A 21,168-nucleotide genomic window follows, 5' to 3' on the forward strand; every position below is an offset into this window, starting at 1 on the left:
TGAGATGTAAAAACCTTACAGCTATGTCTCATTGAGCAATTATATGCCTTTATTGTAACAAAATCAAGATTCATTTTTATTTTTTAAGCAAAGCACAAAACGAAAAAATAGCTTAAACGGTTTTATCCTCTAACAAGAGCTTACATAAGCGAAATATCCGCAGGTTAGCTGTTTCTAACCCAACACCGCTTAGTTATACCTTTGTTAATTTTCTTTGAATTATAGACTTTTATGCCAAATTTAAGTAAATTCGCTTAAAAATTGTTTTATACACACTTTACATCTGTAATAAAAGATGATAAAATTTCAGTAGTACGGTTATATTGCCGTAGCTATGTCAGTAGCTTTACTTGCATATGCAAGTAAAATTTTTAAGGAGGAATACCAATGTCCAGAAAAATGAAAACAATGGACGGTAACAGCGCAGCAGCTCATGTGTCATACGCATTTACAGATGTTGCCGCTATTTACCCAATTACCCCATCATCAGTAATGGCAGATGAATCAGACAAATACGCAGCAGCCGGACGCAAGAACATATTCGGCAGAGAGGTTCAGGTAACCGAGATGCAGTCAGAGGCAGGTGCAGCAGGTGCCGTTCACGGCTCTCTTGCAGCAGGCGCTTTGACAACAACATACACAGCTTCTCAGGGTCTTCTTTTGATGATCCCGAATATGTATAAAATCGCCGGTGAGCTTCTTCCTGGCGTTATCCACGTTTCAGCACGTGCGCTCGCAAGCCACGCTCTTTCAATCTTCGGCGACCACTCAGACATTTATGCTTGCCGCCAGACAGGTTATGCAATGCTTTGCTCAAACAGCCCGCAGGAGGTTATGGACCTTGCCGCTGTTGCTCACCTTTCAGCAATCAAGGGCAGAGTTCCTTTCCTTCACTTCTTCGACGGTTTCCGTACATCACATGAAATCCAGAAGATTGAAACATGGGATTATGATGATTTGGCAGATATGCTTGACTGGGACGCAGTTGACAAGTTCCGTCGTGGCGCTTTAAACCCGGAGCATCCGGTTATGAGAGGTACCGCACAGAACGATGATATCTTCTTCCAGGCAAGAGAGGCCTGCAACAAGTATTACGATGCAATCCCAGAGGTTGTTATTGAATATATGAACAAGGTTAACGAGAAGTGCGGCACAGACTACAAGCCTTTTAACTACTACGGCGCACCTGACGCAGAGAGAGTTATTATTGCAATGGGCAGTGTTTGCGACTGTATTGAAGAGGTTGTTGATTACCTCAACGCAGCCGGCGACAAGGTTGGTCTTGTTAAGGTTAGACTTTACAGACCGTTCGTTGCTGATTATCTCCTCAGCGTTCTTCCGAAAACAGTTAAGACCATCTCTGTTCTTGACAGAACAAAGGAGCCAGGCTCAATCGGTGAACCGCTTTATCTTGATGTTCTCGCTGCCATCAACGGCTCTGAGTTCACAAATGTTACAGTTCTTACAGGCCGTTACGGCTTAAGCTCTAAGGATACAACACCGGGCGACATTGTTGCTGTATACCGCAATATGGAAGCAGACGCACCGAAGAAGAGATTCACAATCGGCATTGTTGACGATGTTACAAACCTCTCACTTGACGTTGTAGAAAATCCGGACACAACTCCTTCCTGCACAAAGTCATGTAAGTTCTGGGGCCTTGGTGCTGACGGTACTGTTGGTGCTAACAAGAACTCAATCAAAATCATCGGCGACCACACCGATATGTACGCACAGGGCTACTTCGCATACGACTCAAAGAAGTCAGGCGGTCTTACAGTATCTCACCTGCGCTTTGGTTCACAGCCGATTAAGTCAACCTACTACATCAGCAAGGCTGACTTCGTTGCCTGCCACAACCCGTCATATGTTGATAAGTATGATATGGTTGACGACCTTAAAGAGGGCGGCAGCTTCCTCCTCAACTGCCCATGGGACGTTGAAGAGCTTGACAAGCGCTTGCCGGGCAAAATGAAGAAAATCATTGCAGACAAGAAAATTAACTTCTACACAATAGACGGTATCAAGATTGGTAAGGAAATCGGTCTTGGCGGCCGTATTAATACAATCCTTCAGTCAGCATTCTTCAAGATTGCAGACATCATTCCTGCTGAGGATGCAAAGCAGTTTATGAAGGATGCCGCAACAAAGTCTTACAGCAAAAAGGGTCAGGCTATTGTTGATATGAACCACACAGCTATCGAGAGAGGCGCTCAGGATGTTAAGAAGATTGACGTTCCGGCAAGCTGGGCTGACTGCACAGACGACAGCGAGAAGGTTGTTGTTACAGAGGGCAGACCTGAGGCTGTTGACTATGTCAACAAGATTTTGAACCCTGTAAACTCATATAAGGGCAATCAGCTCCCTGTTTCTACCTTCCTTGATCATGTTGACGGCACTGTTCCGCAGGGCACATCAGCATACGAGAAGAGAGGCATTGCAGTTGACATTCCGGAGTGGCAGTTTGACAACTGTATCCAGTGTAACCGTTGCTCATATGTATGTCCTCACGCTGTTATCCGTCCGGTTGCTCTCACAGATGAAGAGCTTGCAAACGCACCGGAGGGAACAAACGCTATCCCGATGATTGGCGTTCCTGATTTGAAATTCACAATGACAATTTCCGCTCTTGACTGCACAGGCTGTGGCTCATGCGCACAGGTTTGCCCGGGCAAGAAGGGTGCAAAGGCTCTTGTTATGAAGCCGCTTGACACTCAGCGTGCAAGTCAGGATGTATTCAACTACGGTCTTACAATAGACGAGAAGCCGGCTGTTGCAGAGAAGTTCAAGGAGTCAACAGTTAAGGGCAGCCAGTTCAAGCAGCCATTGCTTGAGTTCTCCGGCGCTTGCGCAGGCTGCGGCGAAACACCATACGCAAAGCTTGCAACACAGTTGTTCGGCGACAGAATGTTCATTGCTAATGCAACAGGTTGTTCATCAATTTGGGGCGGCAGTGCACCGGCTACACCATATACAGTAAATAAGAAGGGCTACGGTCCGGCATGGCAGAACTCACTGTTTGAGGATAACGCCGAGTTTGGTCTTGGTATGGCTCTCGGTCAGAACGCAATCCGTGACAGACTCGCTGAGTATGTAACAAAGATTGCAGAGCTTACCGACAAGGAAGACATCAAGGCAGCTTGCCAAAACTACCTCGACACAAGAGAGGACAGCAAGACAAGCAGAGCAGCAACAGACGCTCTTATTGAGAAGCTTGAGTCAATTGCAGACTGCAGCTGTGAGGCTGGTCAGCTCGCAAAGAAAACTCTTGCTGACAAGGATTGCCTTGCTAAGAAGTCAATGTGGATTTTCGGCGGCGACGGCTGGGCATATGACATCGGCTTCGGCGGTCTTGACCATGTAATCGCTTCCGGCAAGAACGTAAACATCCTCGTATTCGATACAGAGGTTTACTCAAATACGGGCGGTCAGGCTTCAAAGGCTACACCGGTAGGCTCAGTTGCTCAGTTCGCAGCAGCAGGTAAGAGCGTTAAGAAGAAAGACCTTGCAGCAATCGCTATGAGCTACGGCTATGTATACGTTGCTCAGATTGCTATGGGTGCTGACTTCAACCAGTGTATCAAGGCATTCACAGAGGCTGAAAGCTACAACGGTCCGTCACTCATCATCGCTTATGCTCCGTGTATCAACCACGGCATTAAGGGTGGCATGAGCATTGCTCAACTTGAAGAAGACAAGGCTGTTAAGGCAGGCTATTGGAACTGCTTCCGCTTTGACCCACGTCTTGCAGACGAGGGCAAGAATCCGTTCACTCTCGACAGCAAAGCTCCATCAGCAAGCTACCGTGACTTCATCATGGGCGAGGTTCGTTACAATTCACTTACCCGCTCATTCCCTGAGAGAGCAGAAAAGCTCTTTGCAGAGGCTGAAGAAGGCGCTGCTAAGAAGTATGAGCATCTTGTTGCTCTTTCAAAGAAGGATATTAACGAATAATCGATTTTAATAATTAAACCTTCAGGCGTTCCGTATGCGTTGCGTACGGAACGCTTTTTTGCTGTAAATTGGGCATAGACAAGTATACCGCAACCGCCAATCTCCACAATCCCCTTGTATATATCGCTCATAAAACAGTATAAAGAAGAATACAGCATATGTTAGTTCAGCTCTTGACAAAAGCGAATAGAAACGAAAAATGACTTTCATATGCTCAACGCATACAAAAGTCATCCAAGCTTTAGCAAGTATAAGTCACTGCTGATATTTTATCAGTCGATTTCAACCATTACCTTTGTGTTGTTTCTGATTGCCGCACTGCGGGCAATTGTACGGATAGCCTTTGCTATTCTGCCCTGTTTACCGATGACTCTGCCCATGTCGTCCTCAGCAACGTGAATGTGATAAACGATAACGCCCTCTTCATTCGGCTCGTCCTTGTCAACGCTAACCTGTGACGGCTCCTCAACAAGACCCTGTGCGATAACTTTAAGCAACTCCTGCATTTAAGCTTCTCCTTTCGGTGTGTGTAATTAGATAATGCTGTTTTTCTTTAAAAGAGCCTTAACTGTATCTGTCGGCTGTGCGCCCTTAGCAATCCACTCTTTTACCTTGTCGCCGTCAATCTTAAGCTCAACCGGCTCCTTAACAGGGTTGTAGTAGCCAACCTCCTCGATGAAACGGCCGTCTCTCGGGTATCTTGAATCAGCAACTACAATACGGTAAAAAGGTGCCTTCTTAGCGCCCATACGACGAAGTCTGATTTTAACTGCCATTGTATTTCACCTCCACAGCTTTAATAATATATCTTCACCAAATTAATTTTTGGATGAATACTATGAATACTATAAACACTTAATAAATCATTTCTTTGGCGGAACCATCGGGCCGCCAAGCCCCGGCAAACCGCCGCCAAACATTCTCCTTTTTTTGCCTTTCATCTTGCCGTTGAACTGCTTCATCATTTTCTGCATCTGCTCAAACTGCTTGATAAGGCGATTTACATCCTCAACCTTCATTCCGCAGCCTGCGGCAATTCTCCTTTTGCGTGAGGCATTCATCAGCGCCGGCTTCTCACGCTCTTCCTTTGTCATAGAAAGAATAATTGCGGCGTTTCTGTCCATAATTCTGTCATCAATCTCAACATCATCAAGCTGATTTGAAATTCCCGGCAGTTTTGATAGGATTCCCTTGATCGGGCCCATCTTCTTTATTTGCATAAACTGATCTAACAAATCATTGTAGTCAAACTTATTTTTAGCCATCTTCTGGGCAAGCTCTTCTGCCTTTTTCTGGTCAAGCTTGCTTTCCGCCTCTTCAATAAGCGTGAGAACATCGCCCATTCCAAGGATACGGCTTGCCATTCTGTCCGGATGGAAAACCTCTAAATCAGCGAGCTTCTCGCCCGTTCCGGCGTACTTTATCGGCTTGCCGGTAACGGCTCTTACCGACAGCGCCGCACCGCCTCTTGTGTCGCCGTCAAGCTTAGTAAGGATTACGCCCGAAATTTCAAGCAAATCGTTAAAGCTTTTTGCAACGTTTACGGCATCCTGACCTGTCATTGCGTCAACAACAAGGAAGATTTCATTTGGGTTAACCTCTTCCTTGATGTTTTCAAGCTCCTTCATCAGAGTCTCGTCAATATGAAGTCGGCCTGCTGTATCAAGTATAACAATATCATTGCCATAGTCACGGGCGTGCTTAATTGCTTCTCTTGCGATTTTAACAGGGTTCTCAGTTCCCATTTCAAAGACAGTTGCGCCTGCTTTTGAGCCAACAACCTTAAGCTGCTCAATAGCCGCAGGACGGTAAATGTCACAGGCGGCAAGAAGCGGTCTGTGACCCTGACCCTTAAGCATCATCGCAAGCTTTCCGGCGTGTGTTGTTTTACCTGAACCCTGAAGACCGCACAGCATAATAACCGTCGGCGGCTTTGAAGCCATCTGCAGCTTTGTCTGCTGACCGCCCATAAGCTCGGTAAGTTCCTCATTTACAATTTTAACAACCATCTGCGCAGGAGTAAGGCTCTCCATAACGTCAGAGCCTACTGCTCGCTCAGTTACCTTTGCGGTGAAGTCCTTGGCAACCTTGTAGTTAACGTCTGCCTCTAAAAGTGCAAGGCGAACCTCACGCATAGCCTCTTTAACATCCGACTCGCTGAGCTTGCCCTTTGAGCGCAGCTTTTTAAACGCATTGCTCAGCTTTTCAGACAATCCTTCAAATGCCAAGAAAATCATCCTTTCATTCTTGCTTTTCAAGCAGCGCATTGGCACAATCGGTAATTTGAGCCGCCGCTGCCTTTATATCGTCATTATCGGTTAATCCTATTATATTTCCGCTCAGGCTCTTGATTTTTTCAAGTCCCCTTTGCATTTCTTCAAAGCGGCTGTAAAGCCCAAGCTTTATCTCCATCTGCAAAAGCGTCTGCTCCGTGCGCTTAATTATATCACGCACTGCCTGACGTGTTATTCCCATTTCCTGAGCAATCTCGGCAAGTGAGCAGTCCTCGTTGTAATATCCCTCAATAGCCAGCCTTTGCTTTTGCGATAAAAGCTCGCCATAAAAATCAAGCAGAAGCGAAATTTTGTAGTCCTTTTCCACTGCCATTCCGTCCTCTGTAAAGTTTTTTTCTTTACACCTGTGCTATTGTACTATATTCCAGCCTTCTTGTCAAGCACAAAGGGAAAATTTTAATCAATATTTACCGTATTAATCATTATTCCCTGTGGAGTAATGTCGATGATTCCGTAGCTTGCACCGTAGTAGCCGATACTGCCGGGATTCATAATATAAAGCCCGTCCTCGTATTCTGTCATTTTTAAATGTGTATGACCAAAAAGCAGAATATCAGCACCGTTGCTTCTTGCCTCTTCCTTTATTCTGTAATAACCGGACTTAACCGAGTATATGTGCCCGTGCGTGAACATAATCTTCTTGCCCTCAAGTGTAATAATCTGCTCAAGCGGCAGGCTTGAACCCCAATCACAGTTTCCTCTTACAGCATAGATTGCCTTATTTGGGAAGTCCCGCTTTAAGTTATCAACCTGATCCTCACCGTCACCGCAGTGTATAATAACCTCCGCCTTGTCCTGCGCCATAACGGCTCGTCTTACTCTGTTGTAGTCGCCGTGCGAATCCGACATAACCAAAATTCTCATATTAACGCTCCCTTTAACGTAAAACATCTTATACACATTTATTTTACAAATATTCTAAAAAAATGCAAGTAATTTATTTTGTTCTATTTTTTGAAATATATTAATATACATTTTACAAACTATAAAAACGGGTGGTGTTTCTTTGAATAGCAACAACAACTTTGACGAGATGCTGAAAAGAATGGGCGGCAGTCTGAACACAAATCCGCAATCTCTTGAGAACGCCGCAAAAAACGGCACGCTCGGCGATATATTAAAGGGATTTGACAAGAAAAAGCTCGATAAGCTGCAAAAGGTTTTAAGCAACCGAGAGGAAACAGAGCGAATTCTCAACTCACCGCAGGCTCGTGAACTGATGAAGCGGCTTAAAAAGGATAAGGGAGCTGATTAAGTGGACGATTTTTCAGACCAGATTTCAAAAATACTAAGCGACCCACAAGCTATGGAGCAAATAAGGAGCATGGCAGGAATGTTTGGCGCTGAAAATAAGCCGCAGCCACAGTCTGAGCCGACAATGAGCAGCAACTCAAACAATATGATGTCGCCCGATATATTAAACACCGTTAGCCGCATTATGCCTATTATGTCCGAATACAACAAGGAGGATGACGGCACAAGGTTGCTGACGGCGCTCAGACCGTTTTTAAGCCGTGAAAGGCAGAAAAAGCTTGACGAGGCGGCAAGGATGCTGCATATACTACGGTTTCTGCCTATGATACAAAAGCTTGGTTCAGCGAGGTGAGAATATGGCGCAAGGAATAAATGACCCAATGCAGCGTGATGCAGTAAGAAGAATGCAGGAGATGCACAGCCGAGCCGCACATTCAAACGGCGACAGCAAACCTCAAAACGAAAACAGCGAACAGGCAAGGGATGATAAAGAAAGTCAAGGAAACAAAGCCACACAAAGCACCGTCAAACAACACTCCACAGCCTTTCCGCTGAGTCTTCAGCAGCTTTTAGCCGACAAAGACCAGAGTCTTGTGCTTATCATTATACTTTTACTGCTCGGTGAACACAGCGACACAAGCCTTGTAATGGCTCTTGTATACTTAATATTATAGTTATAGGGGCAGCCATTGTAAACTGCCCCTAAATCATTATATATTTTTCTTACAGATGTAAAATATTCAGCGCATTTAAAACCGTAACTGATATCAAAATTGCAAACACTATAATTGTAATCGGCGCTGAAAAATAAACGGAAAGCTTTTTAAGCGGCTTTATCTGATACTCGCACTTTGCAAGGTTTGCTCTGCCTCTGTGCCTTATAAGCTCAATAACAAGCAGTACAAGCCCTGCAATAATAAGTCCTATTATCATAAATCCTATTAATCCGATTATCATTATCGGGGTAATATGGCTTATTATGTAATTGATATCACCGCTGCTCACCATATTAACGTCAAGATTCATCATACACAATGACTGAACAGCGCCAATTGAGTTAATGATAAAATGCAAGAGCATAGACGGAATAATTGACCTTGTCTTTATAAGTAAAAGGCAGGAGAAAACACCCATAACCGACGCAAACAAAAGCTGAGTATAATTCATATGCCAAAGCCCAAACATAAGGCTTGTGATAATCACAGCAAACCACTCACCAAGCGGCTGGGTATTGCGGAAAAGAGTTCCTCTGAACAGCAGCTCTTCTAATATTGGTGCGAAAATAGGCAGCGCAACCAAAGTGTTTATAACCCCAAAAATCGAATTATCAAAAGCAATCTCTTTTGCTGTTAACGAAACACCCGTCAAGCCTTCGATAATTGTAAAAAGTAAATTTGACAAAAAGCCCGACAGATAAATAACGCCAATGGCAATTAACAGCCATTTTGCTATCCAGCCGGCTGATTTCTTCGGTTTTGTGAAGCACGACTTTAAGGTTTGTCCTGTTTTTCTGCCGCGCGTCCTATAAAACAGAAGCATTGACGTCGGGATAACCAGCAAATACAAAATAATATACGCTATAAGAGTCATAAGTCCTGTATCTACAGAAACACTGTTATTATTCAGATACACCATAAGTGCATTAAACCCCAGCGTCATCAGAATATAAGCTAAAACGAAGCACAACAGCGGCAAAGAACTGAAGCTTGATATTTTTCGTACTTCTTTATTAATTTTTTTATTGTCCATATTTACCTCCCAAATTACAACTCAACTGTTTTATAAAGTTTTGATGACAACAGCATCGAAACAAAGTAAACCGCAATAACTCCAACCACAACTGCAATAAGCCATGGCAAATCTGCATAAAAATCAATATTTATCAGCCGTGACAGAACATCAGTTGCAACAGTATACTCATCCTGTTCAGACATAAATACGCCAATGAAACCTCCGCCTACTCCAGCCAATACAAAGATTATAACAATCTGAACAACTCTGAATACCTTGTAGCCGAATTTAAAGAAAACCGGCAGAGTCAGCGAAAATATCAGCATCGGAGCAGAAAGCGTAATAATCAGCAGAAATACAAATCTGGCAGTATTGACCAGCTCCGGCATAAATATTCTGAGCGGGGCGCACAGCAAAACCGCAAGCACACAGAATGCAGCAAAATATGACAACGAAAAAAGATACAGTCCCTGTACTGTTCCTTTGCGTCCTACCGGGAGGGTGTCACTGTAAAGCTCCCACTTGCTTCTCTCGTTATACTCAAGCATACCAATAACCATTGAGCAAAGAAACACCGGGCATATCAACACACCGTATAAATCAGCCTGTCCGGCAACGGCAATCAATAGTCCGCCAGCGGTAAAAACAACAAGATTAAACCTGAGCCCGCTCAAAAGCACCACCCAATTTTTAAGAAAAATCCCCTTCATCTCATACACTCTCCTTTGTCATAAACAGCATTATTTCCTCAATACCCGGTCGCTCGCTGACAACTCCTGCCGGCACAGTGCCGTTTGTGACAAGCGCCTCAATCTCGTATTTACCTCTCTTATATCCAATAATCCGGCTTCTTGTAAACTTTTTAAAATCCTCTTCACTGCAGTGAATCAGCAGATATTTTTCAAGCAGTACATCCTTTTCCTCACAGAATTTTAGTCTGCCCTTGTGGATAAAGGCTATATAGTCACAGATTTTTTCAAGGTCGCTTATGATGTGTGATGAAACCAAAATTGAATGTTCCTCATCTCTCGTGAATTCATTGAAAATGTCGAGGATTTCATCACGTATAATCGGGTCAAGCCCCGACGTTGCCTCGTCAAGCACCAAAAGCCTTGCTCCGTGCGACATTGCAACGGCTATTGAGGCTTTCATCTTCATACCTTTTGAAAAGCTCTTAAAGCGTTTGTTACCGGGAAGTGCGAATCTGTCGCAGTAGCTCCAAAATTGCTCACTGCTCCAATTTTTGTAGATGTTCTTCATCATTGCATTGATGTCCTTAAGCTTTACACACTCAGGAAAGCAAGGCTCATCCAGCACAACGCCGATATCCTCCTTGATTTTCTCAAAGTCCTTATCCATATTATCACAGCCAAGCACCTCAATACTTCCTCCGCTGCGTTTTATAGAATTGAAAATAAGCTTTATTATTGTGCTTTTTCCTGCACCGTTCTCACCGATAAGACCCATAACACAGCCTTTGGGCAAGTCAAGACTAATGTTGCTGAGGGTAAAACCCTCATATTGCTTTGACAAATTGATAATCTCAATCGCATTATTCATAATTAACACCATTCCTCTCCCATTAGTTCAAACATTTTGACAAGTTCACCCTTGCTTACATTACACCCCTTCGCCAATTCATATGCAATTTTTAAATGCTCCTCAATTTTTTGCAGGCTCTCCTCACGCCGCATTGCGATATTCTGCTTTGCAACAAAACATCCCCTTCCGGGTACGGTGTAAATAAAGCCGTCACGCTCAAGCTCCTCGTATGCACGTTTCGTTGTGATAACGCTTATGCGCAAATCCTTGGCAAGACTTCGTATAGAGGGAATAGCCTCGTCAGTTTTAAGCTCTCCGGATACAATCGCCGCCTTAATCTGATTGTAAATTTGCTCGTATATCGGTTCGCCGCTTGTATTCCTGATAAAGATATTCAATAAAGCACCCCCTTGCTGTGCAATGCCGTCACTTTGCGACACCGCAGTGAAATTTTGCCCGCAGGACAAGTTACGGCAGGCTTCGCCCAATCACCGATTAAATTGATTATATAAGCTTAATTACCATTTCACTGTGTATATACAGTATATACAGTTATGTACAGCTTGTCAATAGTCAATTACAAAAAAATACCGCCAAGGCAAAAAACCTCAGCGGTGAAAAAAATATCAAATTTGCATAAAGTAATAAATTTATCCTACTCTGAGAACCCTTTTCTTGAGTTTTGCGCTGTCAAAGGCAAGCGCAAAGATAATAAATGCTACCGCACTGCCGGCAGCCTGAATTGTGTTTTCCGGAATATTGCTGAGAGCTGCAACCCAAGTTGAGCCGTCAAAGAATGAGCCGACAAACCCAACCGATGCCGTAGCCTTATCAACGGCAAGCAATACAACCTTTGTAAGATAGTAGAGTGCAACTGTGATTAAGCCTGACGGAACAATCATAAGCGCATTGCGAACGGTGAGCATTTTATCGCTCTTGCAGGTAAACGGAATAGCAATAAGCATCTTAATAATAAAGGTCGGAATAACGTACTCAAAATAGCCGCCGAACAAATCGGCAAGGCTTCCGCCGATTCCTGCGCCAATCATCGCATAAGGTGTTGGCAGAAAGCACGCCATAAGATAAATCACACTGTCGCCAAGGTGAATGTAGCCGCCGCCCGGCATAGGAATCTTGACAAAGTATGTAAGCACGGTGGTCATTGCTGCAAACATAGCGGTAATAGCCATTTTCTTGAGAGCACTGTTTGTTTTGTTCATTTCTATATACCCCTTTTTGTAAACTACGGTAATAATAGCAAAATTCTGTATGCTTTAAAATGCACAGTTTACTAATTTTTTAAGGGTACAGTTTAGTCTGCAAACTCAGTTTCAAGCCGTGTATTGAGCTGTTCCCACTCCTCCATCATTTCTATTGACCTGGTATTCAGCTCCTCAAGCTTTCCCGTAAGCTCAGTTAAAAGCTCAAAGTCAGACGCACATTCGGGGTCAGACAGCTTAGCCTGAACACTCTCGCTGTCCTGTTCAAGCCTTGCAATTTCCTCCTCACAGCGCTTGACCGCCGTTTGAAGCTTGCGTTTGTTTGACGCATATTCTTTCTTCGCCTTGTAATCCATCGCCGCAGCCGTCGGCTCTTTTTTTGATTTTGACGATACCACGCCCGACTCCTCGTCGCTCTTTTCAAGGTAATCGTCATAATTGCCGATATATTCCTTTGTGCCGTTTTTCTGCAGGGTTATTATCCTGGTTGCAAGTCGGTTGATAAAATATCGGTCATGGCTGATTATCAACATTGTTCCGCTGTAATCAAGCAAGGTTTTTTCAAGCGCCTCACGTGAGGCTGTGTCAAGGTGGTTTGTCGGCTCGTCAAGAAGAAGAAAGTTTCCGCCGTCAAGCATAAGCTTTAACAGCGCAATTCTCGCCCTTTCGCCGCCGCTTAAATTCTTTATTTCCTTGAACACATCGTCACCCTTGAACAGGAACGAACCGAGAGCCGTTCTCACCTGGGTTTGCGTCATATGCGGATAATCGTTCCAAACCTCGTCAAGAGCAGTGTTTTCAAAGTGCAGGTTCTCTTGTATCTGGTCGAAGTAACCGACACGTACATTTGCTCCAAAGGTTGCAAAGCCTGAGCTTGCAGGATACTGCCCTAATAGAGTTTTAAAAAGAGTTGTTTTGCCGCATCCGTTTGCGCCGAGCAGGAAAATCCTCTCGCCCTTGCGAATATGAAGATTTACATTCTCGAAAATCTGTTTTTCTCCAAAGGATTTTGAAAGCCCCTCACATTTTAAAACATCGTTGCCCGATTCCTCCTTTGGAGTAAAACGAAAGTGAATAGTTTCAAGCTCGCTTTCCGGAATTTCGAGCTGCTCCTTTATCCTGTCCGCCTGCTTCTGCTTACTTGCGGCGGTTATAAAGTTTCGCTCTCTGCCCCAACGCTTCTGCTGCTCAACTATTCCCTCAATTCTCTTGATTTCCTTCATATCGGCAGCGTACTTGTTGCGTATTGCCTCCTGCGCTGCCTCCTTTTTTTTCATAAACTCGCTGTACGAGCCTTTGTATGATTTTATTTTTCCGTGCTCAAGCTCAATTGTACGGTTTGTTACGCTGTCAAGAAAATATCTGTCATGTGATATTACAATAACAGCACCGCCAAAGTCACGTATAAATCCCTCCAGCCAACGGCAGGAGGCTATGTCAAGGTGGTTTGTCGGCTCGTCCAGCAGCAAAAGCTTTGCGCCGCTGAGCAAAAGCTTTGCAAGGCTGAGCTTAGAAAGCTGACCGCCGCTGAGCTTTTTAATCGGCATATCAAAGTATTCATTGCCGAAACCAAGGCCATTAAGCGTTGCTGCTGTTCTGCTTTTATAAGTCAGACCTCCGTCACGTTCAAGCTGCTCACGCAGGTTCATCTGACGCTCGGTAAGCTCCTGCAAATTTCCGCTGCCAATTTCAATCCGGCGGTGCAAAGCGTCAAGCTCCTCTTCAATATCCATAATCGGCTGAAAGACCGACAAAAGCTCGTTATACACTGTGTTCTCAGGATGCTTGCAGGCATGCTGCTCCATATACCCTACTTTAGCAGCTTTAGACACAGCCACACCTCCGCTTGTCGGCTCAAGCTCGCCGCATATTATTTTAAAAAGCGTGGTTTTGCCAATTCCGTTTGCGCCAATAAAGCCTATCTTGTCACGCTCACCAACCTCAAGTGAAATTCCGCTGAAAAGTGTGCGCTCAGAAAATTCCATACCGACATTCTGAAGCGAAAGCAACGCCATATTACTCACCTCTCCTCAAAAAAACAGACAGGAGCATCATCGGCTGCCCCTGCCTGACGTAAATTAATCTCTTCCTACAAAGCCTATCTTCTTCATTGCCTTGTTAAGTGTTCTCTGTGAAAGCCTTAAGGCAAACTCTGCGCTCTTTTCAAAACATTCCTTGAGGTAAGCCTTGTCGTTGATATATAGATTGAACCTCTCCTGTATTGGGCGTAAATGCTCAACAACAGCTTCGCCGACAGCAATTTTGAAATCGCCGTAGCCCTTGCCGTCAAACTCATGCTCAATCTCATCCATTGACTTGCCTGTAACGGCAGAGTAAATTCCCATAAGATTATTTATTCCGTCCTTACCATCGGCATAGCGCACCTTAGCCTCGCTGTCTGTTATAGCACGCTTGAACTTCTTCATAATAACCTCCGGCTTGTCAAGCACAGCAACACAGCCGTTAGCGTTCTCGTCCGACTTGCTCATTTTCCTTGTCGGATCCTGCAAGGACATCACCCTTGCGCCGATTTTTGGAATATATCCGTCCGGCACCTTGAACACATTGCCATAAATTCCGTTAAAGCGCTCTGCAATATTTCTTGTAAGCTCAAGATGCTGCTTCTGGTCCGCCCCAACCGGAACCAAATCAGCCTGATAAAGCAGAATATCAGCCGCCATAAGACTTGGATATGTAAACAACCCGGCGTTAACATTATCTGCGTGCTTCGCGCTTTTATCCTTAAACTGCGTCATTCTTGAAAGCTCACCGAACTGAGTGTAGCAGTCGAGAATCCAGCCGAGCTGTGCATGGGTTGGAACATGGCTCTGAATAAAGAAAGGACTTTTTTCAACGTCTATTCCACAGGCAAGCAAAAGTGCGTAAGCCTCGTAAATATTTGCACGGAATTTTGCCGGCTCTTGTCTTACTGTTATTGTGTGCAAATCTGCAAGAGCAAAAATGCAGTTGAACTCATCCTGAAGATTAACCCAGTTTTTTAGCGCACCCAGATAGTTACCGAGCGTTATAGTGCCGCTTGGCTGAATTGCGCTGAAAATAACCTTTTTTCTCTCCTGCGCTGTTTGCTGTTCCATAAATAATACCTCCTAAGCCTGCAATCAGCTTATTTAATAAGCTCCTTTGCAAGCTCTCCCATTATTTTAATACCCTTGCAGAGCTGTTTGTCTGTTGGGGTTGTAAAGTTAATTCTGAAATTGCTGCACGGCTGTGATTCATCGGTTAAGAACGCATTTCCCGGCACAACGCAGACCTTGCGGTTGATAAGCTCCTTGCAGAAAGCCTGCATATCAATTCCATCGGGAAGTGTACATACTGTGAACAAGCCGCCTTCAATTTTATTATAGGTAACCTGCTGCGGAAGATATTGGTCAAGAAGATAAGTCGTATAGCTTGCCTTTTTGCTGTAAATTCTACGAAGCTTTTCAAGGTGCGCCTCGTAATCATATCTGTCCATAAACTCGTCAACAATAATCTGCGACCAGATATTTGTGTGAACATCCTGCCCCTGCTTGCATACAACCATCTTCTGAAAAATCGGAGTGGGCGCAACTGCAAACGCAACACGCAAACCCGGAGCTATTGTCTTTGAGAACGAGCCTGCATAGATAACTATGCCCTCGGTGTCAAAGGTTTTTATAGCAGGAATATCCTCGCCAACATAACGCAAATCGCCGTACGGATTATCCTCAATTATCAGCACATTGTACTTTTTTGCAAGCTCATATACAGCCTTCCTTTTTTCAAGGCTCATTGTAACGCCCGACGGGTTCTGGAAATTCGGGATAGTGTAGATTAATTTTACATTTTTTTCTTCCTTAAGTGCCTGCTCAAGCTGCTCTATGTTCATACCGTCGCTCTCAACGGGAACTCCTCTTAAGCGGCAGTTGTAAGAACGAAAAGTGTTTAACGAGCCGATAAAACTCGGTGCTTCGCAGATAACAACATCGTGTTCATTAATCAACGACTTTGACGCAAGGTCCATAATCTGCTGGGCACCCGATGTGATAAGTATAGAATCATCATCAGTACCTATGTTGTACTTGCTTTTCATATAAGTTTTTAGCCTTGCCCTCAGCGGTGTATACCCCTCTGTAACGCTGTACTGAAGCGAGGCTATCGGGTTTTTTCCGAGTATGTCAGCCGAAATCTCGGCAATCTCCTTGCACGGAAAAGCCTCCGGTGACGGGTTGCCGGCAGAAAGCGAGATAACCTCGGGGTCAGCGGCATATTTAAAGATTTCTCTTATAGCAGACGGCTTCAGGCTGCTTACTCTGTCAGAAAAAACATATTCCATTTTATACAGTCCTTTCAATGTATGTTGTTTTGTGCAAAAATTTTATAATAAAATTTCGTTTCAATGTGTATAAATTACCTATTTTTATATGTTACCACAAAGCGGAAGAATAATCAATAAAAAGAAGACGTGATTTTATGACTTTAAAAAAAGAAAATATATATTTTAATTCTAAATCTTGATTTTTCGTGTTAATTGTGTTACAATATCGTCTGTAATATCTGCCGGTGTGGTGGAATAGGCAGACACAAGGGACTTAAAATCCCTCGGACGAATAATCCGTACCGGTTCAAGTCCGGTCACCGGCACCAGAAAAGAAACACCTTTTGTCTAACAGACAAAAGGTGTCTTTTTTGAATAATGTTATACTAATGAAGAAGGAGGTGCTCACCGTGTTGTCAAGATTGCTTGGGAAGAAATTTAATTGTATTAGTCGTGCATGTGATATGCTTTGTTTATTCTTGGGAGAGAACTTCACTTTCACAGATACACGCGGGAAACAGTATGATGTTGCAGAGTTCTCGCTTCATTTTCAAACCCAATGGCGCTTTAGAGAAGATAAGAATATTCTTTTGGCATCCAGAGATATTTGTGAGCCCTACAGTGAAAATGTTCCCGATGATTGGCAGTATGATTTGATCGGTAGATCTGATGAAATGAGTAGTGTTTTTGATGTGCAGGCAAAAGCACTTGCCCTCAAAATGCAGGGAGCCACTGTTGCCGATTATCATATTTCTACTGTTAACGACCTGGTCATTATCTTTTCAAATGGTGTCGTTTTTGAACAGTTTACACCAGCCTCGCAAAAAGAGGAAGAGTGGCGATTGATTGACTATATTAATGACGTTCATCTCGTATGCTATGGCGAAAAGGGCGGCATTTCATAGGAATAATGTGAAAACACACGCACCTTTTCACGTTTCTTACCTATACTTATGCACCGTTATACTGTTCTTTCGCAGAAAAAGCGACTCGCTTTGACAAGTCGCTTTTTCTTTTTTTATTCTTTTTTATACAAGGTTTTAATTGAACTCAAACCTTCAAAATCACCATTGACTGTGCGCCAAGCGTTATCTTGCCGTCTTTAATCTCGGTATCGCCTATTTCAAAAGCCTTTTCACCGCTGAACTCAAACACAGCTTCGGTCTGCTCGCCCTTCGGGTTTACGGCAATAACAAAAGAACCTCTCTTGTAGATAAACGGATACTCGCCCTTCTCGGCATAAACAACCTCAAATCCGCCGTCATTACCCAAATCCTCGTTTTCACGTCTGAGCTTGATAACAGCCTTAACCGTTTCAAATATTGAGCCTTCCTTGCCTGTCTGATTTTCAACCGTCGGAGCGTCCTCGCTGCTGTCAACAGGTAAATAAAGCTTATCGCTGTCGGCTGTTGAGAAGCCAAGGTTTTTGCCGCTGTTCCACTGCATCGGCGTTCTTGAGCCTGTTCGGCTGAATCCGCCCTCCTTGCTCGGCAGGTTTTCAATATATCTCATACCGATTTCGTCGCCGTAATAAACAAACGGAACTCCCGGCATTGTCAAAATAGTAGCGTAAGCCAGACGAATAGCACGGTTATCAAGAGTTTTTGTCATCCTCGGAACATCGTGGTTGCCCGTAATAAAGCTGATATATCCGTTGCCCTTGGTCTTTTCAAGCGACCTTGTATATTCCTCGGTGAACACGGTTATATCACCGTTGCCGTCCTTGCAGTAGTAGCTTTCATCCTTGCCTGTTTCATAGTTTGTATAGCGGAACATTGTCGAGTAGCCATTTCCTCTGTGGTCGAGATAAAAGTCACAGTGGAAGCCGCCGTCATTGATTGCTCTTTCAGGGTTACACCACTCCGACACCAAAGCCGCCTCGGGGTAGTCTTTGTCAAGCATTTCTCTTATACCACGCCAAATTTTTGCTGTTGGGCGTTTGTCATCATCATTTTTAACAAGGCTGTCCGCCATATCAACACGAAAGCCGTCGCAGCCCTTATCAAGCCAGAAGCGCATAATGTCCTTTATAGCCTCAACCGTCTTTTGGCAGTCCGGATGGTCTGTCGGCAGCTGCCATGCAGGATGAGTAACATTTGCAAAGCCGTAGTTGAGAGCCGGCTGAGAGCTGAAATAATTAACAAGGTAGTTGCCATCACGCTCGCTGATACCGCACATAAGCCTGTACTTCGGCGGAGCTTCCCACACGCTGTCTGTCCATATATAGCGGTTTGAATACTCGTTTTTCTTATGCTTCTTGCTGTCAATAAACCACTGACAGGTGTCAGACGTATGACCCGGAACAAGGTCGAGCAGGATTTTTATGCCCTTTGAATGAGCGACACTGAACAGTTCAATTAAATCATCATTCGTGCCATATCTCGGCGCAACCTTTTTGTAATTGCGTACATCATAGCCTGCGTCCATAAACGGCGAATCATAAACAGGGTTAAGCCATATTGCGTTGCATCCAAGCGCCTTAACATAGTCAAGCTTTTGAATAATGCCCTGAATATCGCCTATTCCATCTCCGTTTGAATCATAGAATGACTGCGGATATATTTCATAAAACACTGCGTTTTTAAGCCACTGAGGCATATTAACTCCTCCTTTAAAACTCTGCTTAAGATAGATATTAATATTGTACCATATACATACTTATTTTAAAAGAGTTTCAGCGTTTTTATACATAATTTTTTCCTTTAAGTCCTCTTCAATCGGCAATGACATAACTTTGTTTACCGACTCCTGCTGATCCTCCCAAGGCGAATCTGTACCGAACAGAATATGAGCAGGGTCAAAGCTTTTATATATTTCTATAAGCTTGTGAGTATCCATACCCGGCTGACCTATTGAGTAGCTGGTGTCGATATATATTTCAGGATGTTCTGTAAGGTATTCAAGCACATCATCATTGTAGCGGTAGCCGCCCGAATGTGCACAAATTATCCTTGCACCCTTAAGCTCAGGCAGAACCGAAGCAAGCCGCTTTGGTGTACTGCGGTGCAGTTTTGGAAAAGATACGTCCATGCCGCTATGGATTGTTATAAGCAACCCCAAATCGGCGGCCGCACGCATTACAGCAACCATTTTGGGGTCATCAATGAAAACTCCCTGAAAGTCCGGGTGAAGCTTAACACCCTTTAGCCCCGCCTTTTTAATTCTCTCAAGCTCTTCAATATAGCCTTCTTCATAAGGATGAACCGAACCAAAGGAAACAAATCCTGCGATTTTATTGTTTTCAATAGCACAGGTATTTATGGTGTGACTGTTTCCGGGCTTTACGGCTATTGGCATCAACACGCTTTTCGCTATGCCGTACTTTCTCATTGAGCTTAAAAGGCTCTCGTTTGTGCCGTCAAGGCTCGCCCTTGTACCGCTTGATTTTTCAAGTGAAGATATCGCACCATGTGCTAATTTTGCCGGAAAGGTATGAGTGTGAAAATCAATAATCTTCATTATATCAGCTCCAAAATTTTAAAATAGGTTATTTTTGACTTCCAAAAATATTTTCTTGCACATTTTCGTATTTGACAATATTATAATAACAAGAACAGTATTACCCGCTATCGGATTTTAGGAGGCACCGTATGACAATTGATCAGCTAAGCGCTACACGCCTTGTAATAGTGCTTTCAAAAAAGGATATGGGTGTCTTTGCACTTGATTACAACAGCATATACCTTGAAAACGAGATTTTTCAAAGAGTTTTGAAAAGACTTGTCGCAATCGCCCGTGAGCGAATTACAATTCCTCTGCAAAACAAGGCGCTGCTTGTTGAAGCTATTGAGCGCTTCGACGGATGTATATTGCTGATAACGGTTCTGCCGAAGCACGGAGTAGCCGCCAAGCGGTATAAATTAAAAAGAGGCGTTGGGGAAATAATGCTTTCCTTTGCCTGCGCCGATGATTTCACCGACTGTATGGCTCAGCTGTATAAAAACGGCTTCCGACTTCTGCGTGGAGAGGCTTACCGCAATAACGGAGAATATAATCTTATAATTGCCAAAGCCTTAAAGCTTTCCTCTCGTGCTCTTGGTCTTATGTCAGAATACAGCAGTGATGTCTGCGAAAACGAGATAAAAATATCGCTCACACGCGAGCACGGCGCAAGGCTTGCCGCAGGCTTTCCCGTTATGAAAATCGGCGAAGTTTTCGCTGTCAATTCTTAAACTATATCAATACCAAAGCCCGACGCAACTGCTGCATCGGGCCTTTCGTTTATTCACACAAGGCTTTCAGTGTTTCAATAGCCTTCTTTGCATCGGGAGCTTTAAACACTCCTGTGCCCGAAACACAAACATCGCCGCCTGCCGCTGCAGCCTTAGCTATGGTTTTATCGTTTATTCCGCCGTCAAGCTCAAGGAGTATGTCTGCGCCCTGCCGTTGAGCTTCCGCCTTTATCTTTTGAAGCTTCGGAAGCATATCCTCCATAAACGACTGTCCTCCAAAGCCCGGTTCAACCGTCATAACAAGCACCATAAATATATCCTTTAAATACGGAAAAACTTCACTTGCCGCAGTGTTCGGCTTGATAACAAGTCCGGGCTTTATGCCCTTTTCTTTAATCTTCGCTATTGTTTTTGCAATATCAGACTTGCTCTCAACGTGGAACGTGATTATATCAGCGCCTGCATCGGCAAAATCATCAATATAATCATACGGGTGGTCTATCATAAGATGCACGTCAAACGGAAGCGTCGAATATGGTCTTATCGCCTTAATAACAGGTGCACCAAAGGTTATGTTCGGCACAAAATGCCCATCCATAACGTCAAGGTGAATATAGTCCGCACCGGCATTTTCCATTCTTTTTGTTTCCTCGCCCATCACCGAAAAATCGCACGATAAAATTGACGGTGCAATCTTCATCATA

At 44.0% G+C, this 21,168-nt stretch carries 22 protein-coding genes and 1 tRNA gene; 7 read left to right on the forward strand and 16 right to left on the reverse strand.

Annotated features, from left to right (window positions below):
• The first annotated feature begins 387 nt into the window (after positions 1-387).
• The gene (gene nifJ / locus GMA13_RS08440; protein WP_255884037.1) at positions 388-3,954 is read left to right on the forward strand and encodes a pyruvate:ferredoxin (flavodoxin) oxidoreductase; all 3,567 of its coding nucleotides are present in this window, start codon (positions 388-390) and stop codon (positions 3,952-3,954) included.
• A 272-nt stretch (positions 3,955-4,226) separates the two neighbouring features.
• Here nifJ and GMA13_RS08445 read toward each other — a convergent pair whose 3' ends face one another.
• From GMA13_RS08445 to GMA13_RS08465, 5 genes are all read right to left on the reverse strand, one after another.
• Positions 4,227-4,460, reverse strand: coding sequence for a KH domain-containing protein (locus tag GMA13_RS08445; protein WP_255884038.1), 234 nt, complete (start codon positions 4,458-4,460; stop codon positions 4,227-4,229).
• Between the two features lie 27 nt (positions 4,461-4,487).
• Positions 4,488-4,730 carry a 30S ribosomal protein S16 gene (rpsP, locus tag GMA13_RS08450; protein ID WP_255884039.1) on the reverse strand — a complete coding sequence of 81 codons (243 nt, stop codon included), beginning with the start codon at positions 4,728-4,730 and terminating at the stop codon, positions 4,488-4,490.
• An 87-nt stretch (positions 4,731-4,817) separates the two neighbouring features.
• Positions 4,818-6,182 carry a signal recognition particle protein gene (ffh, locus tag GMA13_RS08455; RefSeq protein WP_255884040.1) on the reverse strand — a complete coding sequence of 455 codons (1,365 nt, stop codon included), beginning with the start codon at positions 6,180-6,182 and terminating at the stop codon, positions 4,818-4,820.
• A 13-nt stretch (positions 6,183-6,195) separates the two neighbouring features.
• Entirely contained in the window at positions 6,196-6,561 is a 366-nt protein-coding gene (gene ylxM / locus GMA13_RS08460) for a YlxM family DNA-binding protein (protein ID WP_255884041.1), read from the reverse strand.
• Positions 6,562-6,644: 83 nt separating this feature from the next.
• Positions 6,645-7,112, reverse strand: a complete 468-nt coding sequence (locus tag GMA13_RS08465; RefSeq protein WP_255884043.1) for a metallophosphoesterase — start codon at positions 7,110-7,112, stop codon at positions 6,645-6,647.
• A gap of 142 nt (positions 7,113-7,254) precedes the next feature.
• Here GMA13_RS08465 and GMA13_RS08470 point away from each other — a divergent pair, with 142 nt between their 5' ends.
• Genes GMA13_RS08470 through GMA13_RS08480 form a run of 3 tightly spaced genes read left to right on the forward strand, consistent with a single transcriptional unit; the run spans position 7,255 to position 8,176 of the window.
• Positions 7,255-7,503, forward strand: a complete 249-nt coding sequence (locus GMA13_RS08470; protein WP_255884045.1) for a hypothetical protein — start codon at positions 7,255-7,257, stop codon at positions 7,501-7,503.
• Positions 7,504-7,854 (forward strand): hypothetical protein, encoded by a 351-nt coding sequence (locus GMA13_RS08475; protein WP_255884047.1) that lies wholly within the window; start codon positions 7,504-7,506, stop codon positions 7,852-7,854.
• A gap of 4 nt (positions 7,855-7,858) precedes the next feature.
• Entirely contained in the window at positions 7,859-8,176 is a 318-nt protein-coding gene (locus tag GMA13_RS08480) for a hypothetical protein (protein WP_255884049.1), read from the forward strand.
• Between the two features lie 49 nt (positions 8,177-8,225).
• On the opposite strand, the gene GMA13_RS08485 is transcribed toward GMA13_RS08480, so the two are convergent.
• The 8 genes from GMA13_RS08485 to GMA13_RS08520 form a co-directional block, all read right to left on the reverse strand.
• Positions 8,226-9,251, reverse strand: coding sequence for a CPBP family intramembrane glutamic endopeptidase (locus tag GMA13_RS08485; RefSeq protein WP_255884050.1), 1,026 nt, complete (start codon positions 9,249-9,251; stop codon positions 8,226-8,228).
• A 14-nt stretch (positions 9,252-9,265) separates the two neighbouring features.
• Complete coding sequence (locus GMA13_RS08490) at positions 9,266-9,943, reverse strand: ABC-2 transporter permease (protein WP_255884052.1); 678 nt, start codon at positions 9,941-9,943, stop codon at positions 9,266-9,268.
• A 1-nt stretch (position 9,944) separates the two neighbouring features.
• Entirely contained in the window at positions 9,945-10,793 is an 849-nt protein-coding gene (locus tag GMA13_RS08495) for an ABC transporter ATP-binding protein (protein WP_255884054.1), read from the reverse strand.
• A gap of 2 nt (positions 10,794-10,795) precedes the next feature.
• Positions 10,796-11,173, reverse strand: coding sequence for a GntR family transcriptional regulator (locus GMA13_RS08500; protein ID WP_255884056.1), 378 nt, complete (start codon positions 11,171-11,173; stop codon positions 10,796-10,798).
• Positions 11,174-11,425: 252 nt separating this feature from the next.
• On the reverse strand, positions 11,426-11,995 hold the full coding sequence (locus GMA13_RS08505) for a TIGR04002 family protein (protein ID WP_255884058.1): 570 nt from the start codon (positions 11,993-11,995) through the stop codon (positions 11,426-11,428).
• A gap of 92 nt (positions 11,996-12,087) precedes the next feature.
• On the reverse strand, positions 12,088-14,010 hold the full coding sequence (locus GMA13_RS08510; protein ID WP_255884060.1) for an ABC-F family ATP-binding cassette domain-containing protein: 1,923 nt from the start codon (positions 14,008-14,010) through the stop codon (positions 12,088-12,090).
• Between the two features lie 63 nt (positions 14,011-14,073).
• Positions 14,074-15,090, reverse strand: coding sequence for a tryptophan--tRNA ligase (gene trpS / locus GMA13_RS08515; RefSeq protein WP_255884062.1), 1,017 nt, complete (start codon positions 15,088-15,090; stop codon positions 14,074-14,076).
• Positions 15,091-15,119: 29 nt separating this feature from the next.
• On the reverse strand, positions 15,120-16,310 hold the full coding sequence (locus tag GMA13_RS08520) for a PLP-dependent aminotransferase family protein (RefSeq protein WP_255884063.1): 1,191 nt from the start codon (positions 16,308-16,310) through the stop codon (positions 15,120-15,122).
• Between the two features lie 223 nt (positions 16,311-16,533).
• Here GMA13_RS08520 and GMA13_RS08525 point away from each other — a divergent pair.
• A tRNA-Leu gene (locus GMA13_RS08525) sits at positions 16,534-16,621 on the forward strand.
• An 84-nt stretch (positions 16,622-16,705) separates the two neighbouring features.
• A complete protein-coding gene (locus tag GMA13_RS08530) occupies positions 16,706-17,197 on the forward strand; it encodes a hypothetical protein (RefSeq protein ID WP_255884064.1) in 492 nt (163 codons plus the stop codon).
• Between the two features lie 145 nt (positions 17,198-17,342).
• Here the strand turns inward: GMA13_RS08530 and GMA13_RS08535 are convergent, their stop codons facing one another.
• Together GMA13_RS08535 and GMA13_RS08540 are read right to left on the reverse strand one after the other, a co-directional pair.
• Positions 17,343-18,890: an alpha-amylase family glycosyl hydrolase gene (locus tag GMA13_RS08535; RefSeq protein ID WP_255884066.1), complete on the reverse strand. Its 1,548-nt coding sequence runs from the start codon at positions 18,888-18,890 to the stop codon at positions 17,343-17,345.
• Between the two features lie 60 nt (positions 18,891-18,950).
• A complete protein-coding gene (locus GMA13_RS08540; RefSeq protein ID WP_255884067.1) occupies positions 18,951-19,751 on the reverse strand; it encodes an amidohydrolase family protein in 801 nt (266 codons plus the stop codon).
• A gap of 131 nt (positions 19,752-19,882) precedes the next feature.
• Between GMA13_RS08540 and GMA13_RS08545 the strand changes: the two genes are divergently transcribed.
• Positions 19,883-20,464 (forward strand): hypothetical protein, encoded by a 582-nt coding sequence (locus tag GMA13_RS08545; protein ID WP_255884069.1) that lies wholly within the window; start codon positions 19,883-19,885, stop codon positions 20,462-20,464.
• A gap of 49 nt (positions 20,465-20,513) precedes the next feature.
• Here GMA13_RS08545 and rpe read toward each other — a convergent pair whose 3' ends face one another.
• On the reverse strand, positions 20,514-21,167 hold the full coding sequence (gene rpe, locus GMA13_RS08550) for a ribulose-phosphate 3-epimerase (protein WP_370687074.1): 654 nt from the start codon (positions 21,165-21,167) through the stop codon (positions 20,514-20,516).
• Between the last annotated feature and the right edge of the window lies 1 nt (position 21,168).

The sequence above is a fragment of the Ruminococcus sp. zg-924 genome (assembly GCF_024433635.1).
GTDB lineage: Bacteria > Bacillota > Clostridia > Oscillospirales > Acutalibacteraceae > UBA7067.

Excerpts from the sequence above, each read along its gene's own strand:
- GMA13_RS08510 (WP_255884060.1), bottom strand. The coding sequence starts at position 14,010 with ATGGCGTTGCTTTCGCTTCAGAATGTCGGTATGGAATTTTCTGAGCGC.
- GMA13_RS08495 (WP_255884054.1), bottom strand. The coding sequence starts at position 10,793 with ATGAATAATGCGATTGAGATTATCAATTTGTCAAAGCAATATGAGGGT.
- rpe (WP_370687074.1), bottom strand. The coding sequence starts at position 21,167 with ATGATGAAGATTGCACCGTCAATTTTATCGTGCGATTTTTCGGTGATG.
- GMA13_RS08485 (WP_255884050.1), bottom strand. The coding sequence starts at position 9,251 with ATGGACAATAAAAAAATTAATAAAGAAGTACGAAAAATATCAAGCTTC.
- nifJ (WP_255884037.1), top strand. The coding sequence starts at position 388 with ATGTCCAGAAAAATGAAAACAATGGACGGTAACAGCGCAGCAGCTCAT.
- GMA13_RS08465 (WP_255884043.1), bottom strand. The coding sequence starts at position 7,112 with ATGAGAATTTTGGTTATGTCGGATTCGCACGGCGACTACAACAGAGTA.
- GMA13_RS08490 (WP_255884052.1), bottom strand. The coding sequence starts at position 9,943 with ATGAAGGGGATTTTTCTTAAAAATTGGGTGGTGCTTTTGAGCGGGCTC.
- ylxM (WP_255884041.1), bottom strand. The coding sequence starts at position 6,561 with ATGGCAGTGGAAAAGGACTACAAAATTTCGCTTCTGCTTGATTTTTAT.
- rpsP (WP_255884039.1), bottom strand. The coding sequence starts at position 4,730 with ATGGCAGTTAAAATCAGACTTCGTCGTATGGGCGCTAAGAAGGCACCT.
- GMA13_RS08545 (WP_255884069.1), top strand. The coding sequence starts at position 19,883 with ATGACAATTGATCAGCTAAGCGCTACACGCCTTGTAATAGTGCTTTCA.
- GMA13_RS08520 (WP_255884063.1), bottom strand. The coding sequence starts at position 16,310 with ATGGAATATGTTTTTTCTGACAGAGTAAGCAGCCTGAAGCCGTCTGCT.
- GMA13_RS08445 (WP_255884038.1), bottom strand. The coding sequence starts at position 4,460 with ATGCAGGAGTTGCTTAAAGTTATCGCACAGGGTCTTGTTGAGGAGCCG.
- GMA13_RS08505 (WP_255884058.1), bottom strand. The coding sequence starts at position 11,995 with ATGAACAAAACAAACAGTGCTCTCAAGAAAATGGCTATTACCGCTATG.
- GMA13_RS08535 (WP_255884066.1), bottom strand. The coding sequence starts at position 18,890 with ATGCCTCAGTGGCTTAAAAACGCAGTGTTTTATGAAATATATCCGCAG.
- GMA13_RS08480 (WP_255884049.1), top strand. The coding sequence starts at position 7,859 with ATGGCGCAAGGAATAAATGACCCAATGCAGCGTGATGCAGTAAGAAGA.
- trpS (WP_255884062.1), bottom strand. The coding sequence starts at position 15,090 with ATGGAACAGCAAACAGCGCAGGAGAGAAAAAAGGTTATTTTCAGCGCA.
- GMA13_RS08540 (WP_255884067.1), bottom strand. The coding sequence starts at position 19,751 with ATGAAGATTATTGATTTTCACACTCATACCTTTCCGGCAAAATTAGCA.